Origin of the sequence: Paraburkholderia sediminicola, from assembly GCF_046026855.1 — a bacterium.
Lineage (GTDB): Bacteria > Pseudomonadota > Gammaproteobacteria > Burkholderiales > Burkholderiaceae > Paraburkholderia > Paraburkholderia sediminicola_A.
Window position 1 is genome coordinate 17,138 of sequence record NZ_JAQQET010000027.1, and the last position, 14,728, is coordinate 31,865.

General features: G+C 56.3%; 11 protein-coding genes and 2 pseudogenes. 2 read left to right on the forward strand and 11 right to left on the reverse strand.

Annotated elements, in window-relative coordinates:
* Positions 1-584 precede the first annotated feature (584 nt).
* The 6 genes and pseudogenes from PQR40_RS26545 to PQR40_RS26570 form a co-directional block, all read right to left on the reverse strand.
* A complete protein-coding gene (locus tag PQR40_RS26545; RefSeq protein WP_408510167.1) occupies positions 585-1,643 on the reverse strand; it encodes a Rieske 2Fe-2S domain-containing protein in 1,059 nt (352 codons plus the stop codon).
* Positions 1,644-2,009: 366 nt separating this feature from the next.
* Positions 2,010-2,576: a MarR family winged helix-turn-helix transcriptional regulator gene (locus PQR40_RS26550; protein WP_408510168.1), complete on the reverse strand. Its 567-nt coding sequence runs from the start codon at positions 2,574-2,576 to the stop codon at positions 2,010-2,012.
* Between the two features lie 195 nt (positions 2,577-2,771).
* Positions 2,772-3,157: pseudogene (locus PQR40_RS26555) on the reverse strand (DDE-type integrase/transposase/recombinase); the annotation flags it as partial.
* Between the two features lie 46 nt (positions 3,158-3,203).
* Complete coding sequence (locus PQR40_RS26560) at positions 3,204-4,334, reverse strand: porin (RefSeq protein ID WP_408510169.1); 1,131 nt, start codon at positions 4,332-4,334, stop codon at positions 3,204-3,206.
* Between the two features lie 511 nt (positions 4,335-4,845).
* Entirely contained in the window at positions 4,846-5,766 is a 921-nt protein-coding gene (locus PQR40_RS26565; RefSeq protein ID WP_408510170.1) for a cupin domain-containing protein, read from the reverse strand.
* Complete coding sequence (locus PQR40_RS26570) at positions 5,756-6,652, reverse strand: fumarylacetoacetate hydrolase family protein (protein ID WP_408510171.1); 897 nt, start codon at positions 6,650-6,652, stop codon at positions 5,756-5,758. Before PQR40_RS26570 ends, PQR40_RS26565 begins: the two co-directional genes overlap by 11 nt.
* A 605-nt stretch (positions 6,653-7,257) precedes the next feature.
* Here PQR40_RS26570 and PQR40_RS26575 point away from each other — a divergent pair.
* Complete coding sequence (locus tag PQR40_RS26575; RefSeq protein ID WP_408339761.1) at positions 7,258-8,145, forward strand: LysR substrate-binding domain-containing protein; 888 nt, start codon at positions 7,258-7,260, stop codon at positions 8,143-8,145.
* Here the strand turns inward: PQR40_RS26575 and PQR40_RS26580 are convergent.
* The 5 genes and pseudogenes from PQR40_RS26580 to PQR40_RS26600 all read right to left on the reverse strand — a co-directional run.
* Positions 8,080-8,649: pseudogene (locus PQR40_RS26580) on the reverse strand (DDE-type integrase/transposase/recombinase); the annotation flags it as partial. The gene PQR40_RS26575 and the pseudogene PQR40_RS26580 sit on opposite strands and share 66 nt — an antisense overlap.
* 40 nt (positions 8,650-8,689) lie before the next feature.
* The gene (locus PQR40_RS26585; protein ID WP_408510172.1) at positions 8,690-10,126 is read right to left on the reverse strand and encodes a coniferyl aldehyde dehydrogenase; all 1,437 of its coding nucleotides are present in this window, start codon (positions 10,124-10,126) and stop codon (positions 8,690-8,692) included.
* Positions 10,127-10,192: 66 nt separating this feature from the next.
* Positions 10,193-11,803 (reverse strand): bifunctional 3-(3-hydroxy-phenyl)propionate/3-hydroxycinnamic acid hydroxylase MhpA, encoded by a 1,611-nt coding sequence (locus PQR40_RS26590; RefSeq protein ID WP_408237782.1) that lies wholly within the window; start codon positions 11,801-11,803, stop codon positions 10,193-10,195.
* A gap of 86 nt (positions 11,804-11,889) precedes the next feature.
* A complete protein-coding gene (locus tag PQR40_RS26595; protein ID WP_408237779.1) occupies positions 11,890-12,849 on the reverse strand; it encodes a VOC family protein in 960 nt (319 codons plus the stop codon).
* Positions 12,850-12,922: 73 nt separating this feature from the next.
* Complete coding sequence (locus PQR40_RS26600; protein ID WP_408510173.1) at positions 12,923-13,771, reverse strand: fumarylacetoacetate hydrolase family protein; 849 nt, start codon at positions 13,769-13,771, stop codon at positions 12,923-12,925.
* 168 nt (positions 13,772-13,939) lie between these two features.
* Here PQR40_RS26600 and PQR40_RS26605 point away from each other — a divergent pair, with 168 nt between their 5' ends.
* Positions 13,940-14,659 carry a TetR/AcrR family transcriptional regulator gene (locus PQR40_RS26605; protein WP_408510174.1) on the forward strand — a complete coding sequence of 240 codons (720 nt, stop codon included), beginning with the start codon at positions 13,940-13,942 and terminating at the stop codon, positions 14,657-14,659.
* Positions 14,660-14,728: the final 69 nt, after the last annotated feature.

The window sequence follows — 14,728 nt, forward strand, 5'->3', positions numbered from 1 at the left end:
CATCGTGATTTCCATCCACCTTCTCCTGTTAGGGCAATTCAATATTGATCCGGTATCAATATGTTGAACTTATGCGGTGTATCGAACAGGGTCATTCATAAGTGTGACAACCTTCACTCCTCCTATCTGTCATTCGCACCGAGCTTTGCGAGATAGCTGTCTAAACCAAAGTTCTCCATTCAACCCAGGCCCGGAGCATCTGTCGGTTCGACATAGCTACGCTCAATCGACAAGCTAGCAAGTAGCCGCGAACAGCAGAGAAAGACTCGGATATGCCTCACAGCCACCAAGGCGCAAGCCCGCGACAACGCACAGGTTGATAAGATGGCCGCCTTGGGAGCATGCGTACACGCGATCAAAACTACGCTTCTCAAGTTTGCAGATATTCAAGCGTACTCACCGGCATAGTGACTAAGATCTTAGTATGGCAACCTATGAGCAGATTGTGTCGTTCTTATAAACCCCACTGCTTTCCTTGAGTATCGCGAGCATTCGGGCGCCAATCGAGCTGGCGCTACGCGCCGCACTGATCCGTTTGAGGCCGATGTTATCGTTGCGGCGTGCCGCTCACCTTAACTACGTTGTCAGCATCGCTGTTTAACGCAAAGTCGATCGATTATGCGACGAGCACGGTTTGGTCCTACATCCACATGGACATCAACAGTCGACGCGCCAGAGAATCGCAACATATTCCGGTACTGCGCCTCTATCACGACCTTGTCTTCCTGGAATGTGAGTTCGCTCTGGGAGCGCACAATCTCGGTCACATCCTGCATGTCTGGATGAGGATTGGTGGCTACCGTCCAAAAATAATGCGTGCTCGTTTCAGTTTCAGGCGTCACGCCGTGGAAGCCACGGATGTGGAATCCTCCTCGGTTAGGGTCTGAGAGACTGTCCGAACCTGGCTCCACGGCGCCGGCCCAGATCAGCAGGTGCGTCACGCGGAAGTCAATCTCCTGCCAACGATCAACGTTCCCTGAGAAAGGCCGTGCTGCGGTGTAAGTGGGCGGCGGCTCGGAATCCCGCATATATCGGGTGACGCGTATCGTCTCACCCTCCTGTTCAACTTTCATCTCCGCCTCCGCGTGGATGCGTGCATTGCCGCCAATGGTCCTGAGATGCACATAACCCAGATGGCTCAGATCCAGCAGGTTGTCATGTACGAGTTGATACGGAGCCTCGAAGTGAAATACATCTCCTCTGAATTTATATTGCGGGTCGCTGTGCACCCAGTAACCTGGTGGCTCCGCTTGCGACGCCGGGTGCTCTGACGACCCAAACCAGATCCACAGAATCTGATCACGCTCCCTGATCTCGTAAGCATGCACCCTCGCCTCACAGGGGATATTCGCTTGCCCGGGTATATCCTTGCACGCGCCGTCCTCGCCGAAGAGGAGGCCATGATAGCCGCAGCGAAGCCCTCCTTCTTCCAAGGTCCCGAGCGACAGTGGAAGACTCTTGTGACAGCAACGGTCTTCGAGTGCCACAGGTTTTTCCGCCGTGCGGAACAGTACCAGTGGATGCCCAAGAATCGTTCGCGCGATCGGCTTATCGGTAAGCTCCCATGAAAAACCGACAACGTACCAGCGATCCAGCGGGAAAGCAGACGATGATTCCGGCATCGTATGATGGGGCGCATTCATGTGGCGTCTCCTTCTAAATTTGGTTGGCTACGGAACCTACGGGATTGAGATCATCTCTGCTAATTCGTAGCGTCAACCGGTTTCGTCCGCGTCGGTTTCAGTCCGTATGCAACAGCCTGTCCGCGACATCACCTGACGGCGGGATACGCTCGGTGATCCGATGCCAATCCGTACACTGAATGGTAGTCCACACATCGCTAGAGTTCAACTCAGAAAGTACTCTGGTTATCCCTAAGAGTTGGTCCCAGATAGGTCGGATTAGGAAAAGAGAGCGCGCTCGGGAGCGAAGGCGAGCACCCCATCCGTATGGCCGTGCGTGAATCTGCGCGCGTGCCAGGCAACAGGTATCGCGCAACGCTAGTGAAGTTATCGCTGCTTGTTTGCTGGACCCGTTGTACACACCCTCGTCGGCGGCGCATCGACGCTGCCGGCCATCTCAAGCGGTACGCGGCTACGTGCATTGTTCACAGAGACGAACTTATGCAGCAGTCGCATCAGGCCCTCCCGCTCGTCCGGTTGGAAGTCGCGAAACATTTCGTTCTGCATCTTCTGCATTCCATCAACCATACTGCTTAACAGCCTCTGCCCTTCGGGCGTCAAAAACAACAATCGCTGGCGACGTCCTGCAATGTGAAGTTCACGGACTATCAGCCCTTTGGCCTCCAGTCGCTCGGCCGTCGTTGCTGTGCTGGATGTGTCCAGCGCGACTAGACCAGCCAGCGTCTTCTGGTCTGTACCGGGCCGCTCGTGCAGCATTCTAAGGATCGCGTACTGGATTGGTGTCACCTCGTCGCCAAGTATTTCGTAGAAAATGGAAACTGATATTTGCTGCGAACGTCGAAAAAGGTGACCTGGTTGCTCATACAGATCCAAGAATACGGAATTGAGGCCCGGTTCAGGATCAGGTGTCTTACGGGACGGGATGTTCGGCATGTCTGTGCGAGTCGGATCAGTAAGTGCCTAGCAGGTGGATCGCTCAGGCGCGTGGCACCAATTATGAACCATGTGGTCGAATCTAACCAACGCATCAGCGGCCAGAAGAATTGTGCCGCGATAAGGCGGGCGGGACGAGCAAGTCCCGATATCATTGGAACCATTTACATAACCAGCAGAATTGCTCGGCTGCACTTTGGCGACGCCATCATCGTGCATCTGCCCCTTGCGGATAATGTGCATCAGTTCGATGCTGGCCAGGATGATGCGAGCAACCGGAAATCCTTTACGCCCATCATTGGTATGGTGATGCGTTTGATGGCCCAGTGATCCTGCTCGGTGCGCAACAAAAATCAACCGTGCTGCCATGCTTGTCGACGGCGACGTACAGATCCTCCATTGACCTTTGACCTTGACGTAGGTCTCGTCGTCCATCCCCCAGCTCTTGCCAACCGGTCTCTTGTACCGTCAAAACGCCGTCTCGACCGACCGCACGAGCTTGGTAACCCAGCGGTGCGCGCTCGAATGATCCACCTCAAGGCCCGTTCGAACATCATCTCTTCTAGGGATCGAATGCAAATTCAAATCCATTAGCGCGACAAAACCGGTTAGAACGCATCGTTTCGATCAGAAACTGTGCCTGATGCCCACCATCGCGCCCAACTGACCATCGCCTGCGGCCGGCGTGGTGCCTCCCCCGCCAGAGCTGACAGTGAACCGCCCTTTCGGGCTGTTATCAAGATAGGAAGTCTGAGCATAAACAGCCGTGCTCTTGGACAGGAGATACGTACATCGGAAGGTGCCCATGGTGCCGCGCGTGTCGTGCTGCGAGACTATCATCCGATACACTTCGCCTTCGACCATGATGGCCGGAGTTGCCTGAATGCTTGCGCCCGCATAAAACAGATTCGCCCGAACACCCGTAACGCCGGGTCCCGTAACCATACGCGAAATCCACCCTGCACCTAATCGGGTTGATCCAAGCTTCGCCCAACCGTTAGCTTCGATGCGCGCGTCTTTATCTCCGCTCGATGTAGTCGGAACTGGCGCCTCGCCATCAAAGAAGTTTGCCGCGGCATTCGCACCTCCCCTCTGCTCATCGTATACGACAGAGGTACCAAATAACCCTCCGTCGTACTTCAAGCGCGCGCTCAACTGGCGACAGGCTGTAAATTGACCGGGAACACCTCCGGCACACGTGCCTTGCCCAGGAGAATTTCCTGTACCGACGGAATCACGTCCAAAAGAATAGGTAGCACCGATGCTGAAGCCGTAGAAGCTCGGGCTAAGGTAAACGACTGAATTGTCGCTGCGCCCGTTAGGCAGGTAGGCGTCGAATGACGCAATCGCGTAGATATCCGGCCCGAGGATGTCGGACTCCTGAATCCCCCAGTACGACATTGTGTACTGCCTACCAAACGATAGCGCACCCCAGCTGGACGACTTGATGCCGACCCAAGCCTGCCGGCCAAATAATCGACCGCCTTGCCCAAAGTCTCCGCCGCGCAGGTTGAATCCGTTCTCGAGAACAAAGACCGCCTGAAGACCTCCTCCTAGGTCTTCGGCACCGCGTAATCCCCAGTAGGAAGGCAGCGATGCGGTTACAGTAGGCATTCGAACGATTGAGTCTCCGTTTGCGTTGGCGTGCGTAACGTACTCAATACCCGTATCGATAATCCCGTAAAGTGTCACACTGCTCTGCGCAAACGTTTGCCCAACGAGAGACGCGAGAAATCCTCCAACAGCAAGCTTTTTCATGAAGTCTCCAAAATTTTTCAATTATTAGATTTATAAAATTGCCGAGTTAAGACACGCTTGCTATCGACTTGCCGGCAGGTTGCTCAGGAACCTCAACTGAGGTTCTCGTTTAGTATGATTGCCGCCGCCGTGATCACGGCCAACGCCATACCGCCGAGAAATAGCTCGTTTACATTCCAATCCGTCTGAAGAAAGAATTCATTTGCTCTCGAAAATCCAAGAGCAAACGTGAGTCCACGCCGGGTTACAACCCAGTTTTGCCTAGATTCCTTCAATGTCCGACTACATCGGATCGATGTCACGTTCTGTATAACCAGATGCAATTGACTCGCTTGACGCTAGAGAAATCGACAGGTTACTTTGGAGAGCTGATAATTATCGAAAATGCTCTCGTTCAAGCAAGCTTATGGGACGCTGCGTCGATCCTCGCTGTGCGCGATCCTTCGCGTAGCCTCTCCGGATGACAACCTACGACGAAATGGCGAGTAAAGGTTCGGACGAGTAAATTATGCTAAACGCGTTGCTCCTCTCGCAACAATCCGGTCATTCGAAGAAGTGGTTCATCACAAACTCGCAGTAAAGAAGCACCCGCCGACGTAAAAATGGTGCCTAACGTCCAACACGGCAGTGCAAAAACATCTCCTTTACCTAGAGTAAATTCTGAGCCGTCATCTTCAAAAACGATTGAAGCATTTCCATCGAGCACCGTGTAGATCGAACTCGCGGTGGAGCGGGGGAGACACCGTTTGGTACTTTCTTCCATACGGATGGCGCCTACGCCAATTGTAGGCATTGGATCATACTGTATGGCAACATCTGTACGTTTCCGATCCAGTTCGCCCAGCGTTCTGTATTGTAAATTAGGATCTAGATCGGGAGGCACTTGCATCGATTTCCGAGTATCGGCGCATCGCTCAAAAAACACCGCTTCTACGTGTTGTACAAAGGGCACATCGAGGAAGTCGACCCAGTATGCCGGTTCTATTCCCTCGTTTGCATGCGAATGCCATGCCCAATTAGGTGTGAATATGACGTCGCCTTCGTTCATGTCAATCCGCTGACCGTTGACAAACGTAACCGCACCCTTCGATGCACTAAGTACAACTCGAAGAGCCGAAGGCGAATGACGATGCGCAGGGGCCGATTCGCCCGGGGCAACCATCTGGTAAGCCGCAATAAGATTACTAGTCGTGGGATATGAGTTTCCCTCGAAAGGATTAACGAGCAAAAGATTCCTTCGCTCTGTATCTTCCGGAGATAGAAATTTAACTGACTCTGCCAATGCATTTTTTGCTTCATTAAATCGCCAAATTGCTGGCTTGAACTTGGATTTCGGATGCGGCCAAACATTCGGATTCTTTCGCTTCCACCCGGGCATTAATGATTGAAGCTCCAACAGGTGATAATAATCTTTATGTCTGTTAGATTGCATCGCCATTGCTCCCTTTTACTATATTCCCAGCAGCGAAGGCATCATTCATCCCGATCTTTGATTGCTCCACCTTCAGAGACATGGAACCCACCCCCTCGACAGCTATGCGAACAAAATCGCCAGCGCGTAACGGACCTACGCCCGCCGGCGTTCCTGAAGCAATAATGTCACCGGGTCGAAGTGTCATTACAGATGATGCCATGGAGATCATCCCGGGAATGTCAACAATTAAATCCCTTGTGTTTGCATCTTGCCTTAACTCATGATTTACCGAGAGTTCGAGTGCCATGGCGTGGGGGTTCTTCACTTCGTCAGCCGTGACGATCCATGGTCCGATCGGCGTGAAAGAGTCATAGGATTTTCTCATTACTCTTTCTTCCGTTCCGCGCACGGTCACGTCCACTAAACAACAATACCCAAAAACATGCGTCATGGCGTTCTCTCGGCTAACCCCTCGACATTCGCGGCCTATAACAATGCCAAACTCACACTCGTGATGAATTTCCCTCAGAGGTATATTTGGCAGCATGATTACGTCCTCTGGACCGACTATTGAGGACGTTGCTTTCAAGAAAAAACCGCGAGAAGAAGCACTATATGGCGATTTCATTTCGCCACGATGTGATTCGAAATTTGCAGGAAAAGCCACAATATTTCCAGGGTAGGCTAACGGCGCCTCCAACCGAATCTGTTCAACAGGCAATGGCACAGATTCCAGGATACGCCTGGATATCTCTTCTAGATAACGCGGAAAATCCGCGATAATCGAAGTCATCCCAACCGGTGGCCAAAAATCGATGGGCAGACGGCACAAGTCTGTAATTTCAATGACACCGTGAGGAAGGAGTACACCGAGGCGCCCACCATTGTAGGACACGAGTTTCATTTTGCACCTCTTATTGCTTTAAGATAAAAATTACACGCGATGAGGGTAGCCCCCGCGCAGCGTGTTGAACACGTTCAAAATATCCTCCGGCAAGCTGTTTTCTCTCCATCTGACGTGCCCATCGGATCCAACTAAATCCCTTTTACGTTCGTATAGACGATGGATCGCCGGATTGTTAACTTCTAATACGGAGAGCGGGATCCCCACACTAGCGGCGGCTTCCGCAAAACGGAGCGAGTTGGGCGGCATCATCCCCCAACCAAATCAAAGGAAAATCTCTTCCGAACGCATCAGCGTCCAGATCTCAGACGACAAAATTCCACCGTACTAACTCCGACTAAATCCATTTTATTTTGAGTAACAGCCCCGCCCTTCCCGCGCCACCGGATGCCGTGCCAACCCAATTCGCCTGCGACCGCTAACCCGATGAGAACGCCTCCAATGACTACAGCGGGTAGTTAGGTTCTTTCCCTTGTATTGAACCGCAACCCATGTGCCGCCTCCTGTCCGTAGCGCTTAGTCTCGCAAACCACGGAGCATATGTACAATATCCAAATCCGAAGCCTATGATACGGAAACGGTATCGTTTTCCGAGGTGTATTGGCATGGAATTTAAGGATCTTCAATGTTTCGTTGCACTCGTGGAGGAGCTAAACTTCACGCGCGCGGCGGCACGTGCGCATATGGCACAACCGCCTTTCAGTGCGCGCATTAAGCGACTCGAAGGTGAAATAGGTGTGCGTTTGTTTGATCGGACCAATAAGTCAGTTTGCCTCACAGACGCCGGCGCAACCTTTGACCCATTGGCACGGGAACTGTTAAGTGCCGCGAAGAGTGCCATGGAGATGGCACGGCAGGTGGAGCAGGGTGTCGCTGGGAGAGTATTGCTGGGCGCGATTTATTCCAGCGTGTACCGCGCAATTCCAGATATAGTTAAAGTCATGGGGATGCAATACCCGGCTGTGGAGCTACACGTCGAGGAAATGAGTATCGAGGCGCAGATTGTGGCGATCAGAAAGCGCACGATTGATGGCGGAATCCTACGGTTGATGAGGCGCGAACCAGGCATAGAGACCATCCCGCTATTTAGCGAGGACTACGTCGTTGCGATCAACAATCAAGAAGCGCTCGCGGCGCGAGCCTCCGTTTCGCTTGCGGATCTCGCTGATAGAACACTCATCGCCTTTGAATCATCCTACAGCCCTGAATACGATTCAATGGTGTTTTCAGCATTTGCGGCAGAGCGTCTCGTGCCGAGTCAGGTGCGCCGCGTTAGGAGTATGCACATGATACTAGGACTCGTAAGCGCGGGCATAGGTGTCTCAATTGTTCCCGCCTCACTAGCTGAAATTGGGCTTAAACACGTGACGTATGTGCCTCTAAAAAACCGGCTTCCCCCTCAAGACATACGTCTGGCGTGGCTGGCATCAAGCCCCCCGCCTATCATCAAAAGACTCGTAAATATAGTACCGTCGATAAGATGGAACTGGTAGGCAAGAGCGACCTTGTGACATTATCAGAACGGTCGCGTAAGAGGTTGTGCCGCGATAAGGCGGGCGGGACGAGCAAGTCCCGATATCATTGGAACCATTTACATAACCAGCAGAATTGCTCGACTGCGCTCTGGCGACGCCATCATCGTGCATCTGCCCCTTGCGGATAAGGTGCATCAGTTCGATGCTGGCCAGGATGATGCGAGCAACCGGAAATCCTTTACGCCCATCATTGGTATGGTGATGCGTTTGATGACCCAGTGATCCTGCTCGGCGCGCAACAAAAAATCAACCGTGCTGCCATGCTTGTCGACGGCGACGTACAGATCCTCCATTGACCTTTGACCTTGACGTAGGTCTCGTCGTCCATCCCCCAGCTCTTGCCAACCGGTCTCTTGTACCGTCAAAACGCCGTCTAGACCGACCGCACGAGCTTGGTGACCCAGCGGTGCGCGCTCGAATGATCCACCTCAAGGCCCGTTCGAACATCATCTCTTCTAGGGATCAAATTCAAATCCAGCGTCTTAGCACGACATCCCCCTGCTCAGCCATCAATCATTGCGTCGATCATCGCCAGCGTCATCTCCGAATAAGGCGCATGCATCAGCAGGTTCGATTCTCCGCCCTCGCTTTGCAGCAAAACCGGCTTCGCATGGCTCAGCGCGCGAAACCCGTACTCGCCGTGGTAGTGGCCCATGCCCGACGCGCCGACTCCGCCGAACGGCAGCGAATCGACGAGGAAATGAGTCATCGCGTCGTTGACAACCAGCGCGCCCGATGTCGTTCGCGACGATATGCGTGCACGTGCCTGTAAGTCGTCGCCGAAGAAATACACGGCGAGCGGGCGCGGCTTGCCGTTGACGTAGTCGATCGCGTCGTCGAGCGTGCGACAGGTCATCACGGGTAGCACCGGGCCGAACACTTCTTCCTGCATCACGCGCATCGCATCCGTTGCCCCGACAATCAAAGTCGGCGCTACCTTGCGAATCGTCGCGTCGGACAGGTCCTCCTCCGCAGCGCTCAAGCCGACGACGGTCGCGCCGTGCCGGCGCGCATCGTCGATCAGCGCATGTTGGCGTTCGAAGCCTTGCGCATTGACCATCGACGTATAGTCCGGGTTGTCACGCAACGTCGGGTACATCCGGGCCACGGCCGCCTTCGCGTGAGCGGTGAACGCATCCACGCGCGCTTCGTCGATCAGCATGTAATCCGGCGACAGGCAGATCTGTCCAGCATTGAAAGTTTTCGCGGCGAGCACGCGCGCGGCCACGCGCGCCAGATCCGCGTCGGACGTGACCACGACTGGCGACTTGCCGCCAAGCTCGAGCGTCACCGGAACAAGGTGGTCCGACGCGGCGCGCATCACATGATGCGCAACCTGGGTACTACCGGTGAAGATCAGATGGTCGAACGGCAATGCGCTGAAGATCGCGCCGATATCCGGACCACCGAGCACCGTCGTGAGCTCGTCCGCATCGAAGTAACGGGCGGTCAGTCCGGCGAGCAGCGCCGACGTTTGCGGCGTGTGCTCGGACGGCTTCAGCATCGCGCGGTTACCGGCTGCGAACACGCTGGCGAGCGGACCAAATGCGAGCACAAGCGGAAAATTCCACGGACTGACGACGCCTACCACGCCGAGCGGCTGGTACTCGACCCATGCGCGTGCACCGGGGAACGGCTGCTGTTCGGGCTGCGCGGCCGTCCACAGATCGACCCGCTCGCGGCTAAATCGCAGGCTGCTGAGTGACGCGAGGATGTCGGCCAGCAGCGTCTGCTGCGTGCTGCGGTTACCGAAGTCAGTGGAGATCGCGTCGATCAGCGCGACGCGGTGTGCGCTGAGCAGATCGATCGCGCGTGCGATGCGGTCCTTGCGCAGTTCGGCAGAAGGCGATCCCGCTTCATGTTGAGCGCGTTTCATCGCCGCGAGATGTGTGCGGAGCTGCCCAGCGGACGGTGCGTAAGGGAGTGTCGTATTCGACATAAGAGACCTTTCCGTAAGGGGTGGAGGACGCGCACGTCGACAGACGAGAACAGCCGGCTCGCGCGCTTAGTTCATCGCATGCGAACTGGCCAGCGACAGTCGCGACGACAGCGCATGAACGAGCGCCGGCAGTTCATCGAGCGACCGCACCGCGCCGAATACGTAGTAGTCCGGCCGCACGATGACCGCCCGTGCGCCGTGACCATCGAAAAACTGCCGGTACTTCCCGCTTGCGTCGAACACGACGCGGCCGCGCACCGTCTTGTTGCGATCCGTCGTTATGCCGATGGTCCGTGCGCCGATGCGGGCGAGCGCGGCTCGCGCATCCGCATCGAGAATCTGCTCTGGGTCCGCGTCAAGTGCAATCACGTGGAAGCCATTGGGGACCGCGTCGTCGTAGCGCAACGTGTTCGCATCATCGTTCACCTTGCCGTGCACGCTCAGCAGCCCTGCCATGCCGTTGCACGAAAATTCCGCATCCCGACAGATCAACCCGTCGGTCAAACCGGGGAACGGCGGCAGCGGCGGCACCAGTCCCGACAGATACGCCCGATCGCGTTCCGCAGCCTTTTCGTGGTCCGAGATGCAGACCACCTGCCCCATCGCAATCGACGCGTCGATCACAGCGCGAACCTGCGGCCGGCGTTCTGGTGTATAGCCGTCGAGCAGCGCATCCGACGCGATGCCCCGCAAAATCAGATCGAAGCGCCATGCGAGATTCCATACGTCACGCAGCCCGGAGCACATACCCTGCCCCATGAACGGCGGCATCTGATGCGCCGCGTCGCCGGCCAGCGCCGCACGCCCCACGCGCCACGTGCCCGCGATCAGCGAGCGGAAACGGTACACGGCGTAACGCACCAGTGTGGCGTTGTCGGGCCCGACCCACGGCGCCAGCAGTTCCCAAACCTTCTCCGGCTTCTGCAGCTCCTCGACAGTCTCGTGCGGCAGGCGCATGAACTCCCAGCGCCGATAGCCGGGGCCGCCTGGCACCATCGTCGTCGGTCGCGCCGGATTGCACCACTGGCCAATGTCTGGAACGTCCAGCTTCACGCCTTCGTTCGGCTTCAGGTCAATCACGAGCCAGTCCTCCTGAAACCCGAGATCCTCGAAAGCGATGCCGAGCGACCCGCGTACGAAACTATTCGCACCGTCGGCACCCACCACGTAGCGGGCACGCACCGTCTGGGTCTCGCCGGTCGGTACCCATGCGCCCGCTTCGATCGTGCCGCGGCGGAGCGCGAGTTCGCAGTGGTCGGCAAAATGCGCGAGTCCGGTAGCCTCCCAGCCCTGCTGGACCGAGACTGTCGGCAGCGACCTGGCCTTGCCGTCGAGCAGCGCTTCTAGCGAGGGCTGGTTGAACAGATACCCGACCGGCCCGTCGCTGATCGACTCGGCCGACCAGTCGATCTCGACCAGCGTCTTCCAGTCCGCGTTGAACCACTGATACTTCGCCGACGGCTGCGAAATGGCCTCGACGTCCTTGCCGATGCCCATCGCGTGAAAGACCCGACGGATCTCGTGGTCGTGAAAAACCGCGCGCGGCAACGGATACAGCGCCGGCCAGCGGTCGAACACCGCCACGCGATAACCGCGCTCACCGAGCAGGATCGACATCGCCTGCCCCACTGGCCCGTACCCCACCACCACAACATCGAACATATCCTGTTCTGCCATCTGCGTCCTCTGCCGAAAAAGTGCGCATCGCGCCGTCGGAGCCGATGCGTGGGGCTCCCCGTCTGCTCGTTACGTTGATAAAGAAATCAGCCTGCCGGAACGGAGCCGGCGTCGGACGCTTCTGTGTTGTGAACGAAGTTGTCCGGCACCGGCGGCCCCCATAAGTACAGCGAATCTTCTGGAGGAAAATCTCCGGCCGGCCACGTATGCCCCGCCGACACGAAGTCGATATCCGCCGAGTATTCGCAGAACGATCCCCACGGATCTTCGACGTAGAAGAAGTAGTTCGAGCCGAGCACGTGCCGCCCGGTGCCCCAGCCTTTGTCGAAACCGGCCGCGGCCATCTGCGACGCGCCCTCGCCGACCATGTTGACGTCATCGACGTCCCACGCGCAGTGATGCCAGCCGCGCGCGCTGCTTTTCGCGAAGGCGACGAGGTGATGGTCGCAGCCGTGCGGCGCGTGCGTGAACGCGATGATGTCAAGCGACTTGTCGGAGAGCCGTAGCCCGAGCGTCTTCTCGTAGAACGCAAGCGCACCGAGGACGTCAGGGGTAAACAGCAGCACGTGCGACAGTCTCCGCGGGTGAACTGTCTTCGATTCGGATCGCATGTGCGAACCGCGCTGATCAGAAGCACGTTCAGCGATGATGCAAGGTGTCTTTGTCGACGGACTTGTTTTCGGGCCGACTTTGACCTGAACCAGATTACCGTCAGGGTCGCGGAACCAGAAACCAGCGCCATCATGCATTACTTCGGTCGTTGTACCCACTACCTCGACCTGACTACGAATAGCGTCCAGGTCGCGCTCAAAGCAATTGAAGCTAAGGTACGCCAGTGACTTTCCCGATGAAGAAATGACGCGTGCCCAGCGGTGACCGTCTGCGGCACGCAACTCCAGTTCCTGATCCTCGTGACCCGCCCGCGAAACGGCAAGCCCAAATGCGCGGAAGAAACGCTCTGCATCTTCAATCGACGGAACATTGAGGGCAAAGTGGTCAATCGAGTGCACACTCGCATCGCGGCTAGCGGCATGTATACCAGTCATGACTGTCTCCATCAAATTCTGCTGTTGCCGGCTTTTGCGTCGAAGTGTCTGAATGGACCGCGGCGTGGCGCTTTCATTCCGCGGGTTCGTCGTGGATGACATTGCGCAACGTGCCGATTTTCTCTACGGTCACCTCACAGACGTCACCCGCCTTCATCAGGAGCTTGGGGTTACGCGCCCAGCCAATGCCGGACGGCGTACCCGACACGATGACATCGCCCGGTTCGAGTTTGATGCCCTCGCTGATAATGCTGATGAGGCTAGCCACGTCGAACACCATCTCATCAGTGTTCGCCGATTGAACGACATTGCCGTTCAACCGCGTTTCGAGCCGGAGTCCCTTGATGCCCGGAGGTAATTCGTCGGCTGTAACGAGGTCTGGGCCGAAGGCACCCGTGCTATCGAAGTTTTTGCCCATCGTCCATTGGGGCGTTTTGAACTGGTACTCGCGCACCGACGCGTCGTTGAAAATCGAGTAACCCACAACGCAAGACAGTGCCTGCTCTTTGCCAATGTGACGACCACCCTTGCCAAGCACAACAGCGATTTCGCCTTCGAAATCGAGTCCTTCTGAATCAGTTACGCGTGGACGAATCATGGGCTCATCGTGAGCTACCAGGCTGGTGTCGACGCGGAGAAACAGCGTTGGGTAATCAGGCTGCTCGTACTTGCTTTCGGAGGTATGGTCGGCGAAATTCAAACCCACGCAGATGATTTTCGGCGGATGTTTCAGCGGAGGCAGAAACCTGATGGTCGCTGCAGGGATTGTTTCCACACTAGCATTCGTCTTCGCGTAGTCGCAAAGGTCCGTCCCGCGCGCCAGCAGCGATTCGAGCATCTCGTCTCCAAGCACGCGTACATGTTCCCCTTCACGCACGCCCAGCATCGCTTTGCCGTTGTGCTGAAAACTGACGAATCGCATCACTGTCTCCTTGATTGACTACTCGGTTCGTACTCGCTCGCCTAAGTATTGACATATTTGTCAATACTAATTCTAGTCGTTTTGATAAAATCGTCAACTAGATAAGTTCCAGGAGAAACCCGTATCATCAGGTCAGCGGATCTCTCGTGAACCACACTCCACAAAACCATGGTCGACACTCACGCCACCGAGAAATATCAAAGCCGCGTCGGCGCCTTGCGACGCGAGAAAACGCGCAACCGGCTTATTGAAAGCGCACTTGGCGTATTTGCGGCTAAGGGACCCGACGCACCGCTTATTGACGACTTCATCGCGGCAGCAGGCGTTTCCCGGGGCACGTTCTACAACTACTTCCGCACAACCGCCGAACTACTTGCTGCTGTGGCTGGCGAAACCAGCGACGAAGTATTGGGCGTCATCGACCCGCTAGTGCGCGAAATAAGCGATCCGGCGCGACGAGTGGTTACAGGCTCGCGGCTTTACATGGAAATGGCGTGCCGCTATCCGCTGTGGGGAGCCTTCATCACGCGGATCGGCACAAGACGAGGCTCGCGCGGCCGCTTGCTGGATGAATACCTGACCCGTGACTTGCAACTGGCCGTGGACAGCGGACGCTTTCGCGTCGTCTCGGTCGTTGTCGCGCGAGACATTGCCCTTGGAGCCATCATGTACGGCATCGAGACATTGCTTTCCGGTGAGGTGCCGGCCGACTACGCAGAGCAGGCCATGTTCGCGCTGCTTCAGGCGTTCGGCATTCGCGAGCAGGACGCGCGGGAACTCGCATACGCGCCGATAGCCGAATGTCCTCAGCCGCGTGGCCCTATCTACGACCGCGTCGAAGACAAGCGGAAGCGGACCGACAACGATACGACGGCGGATGCCGCCTGAGCAACGGATACATGAGTCGGACCACCCGACGTAACGTCACTTAAGCGAAGTACTGCTTGCCCTTCCGAT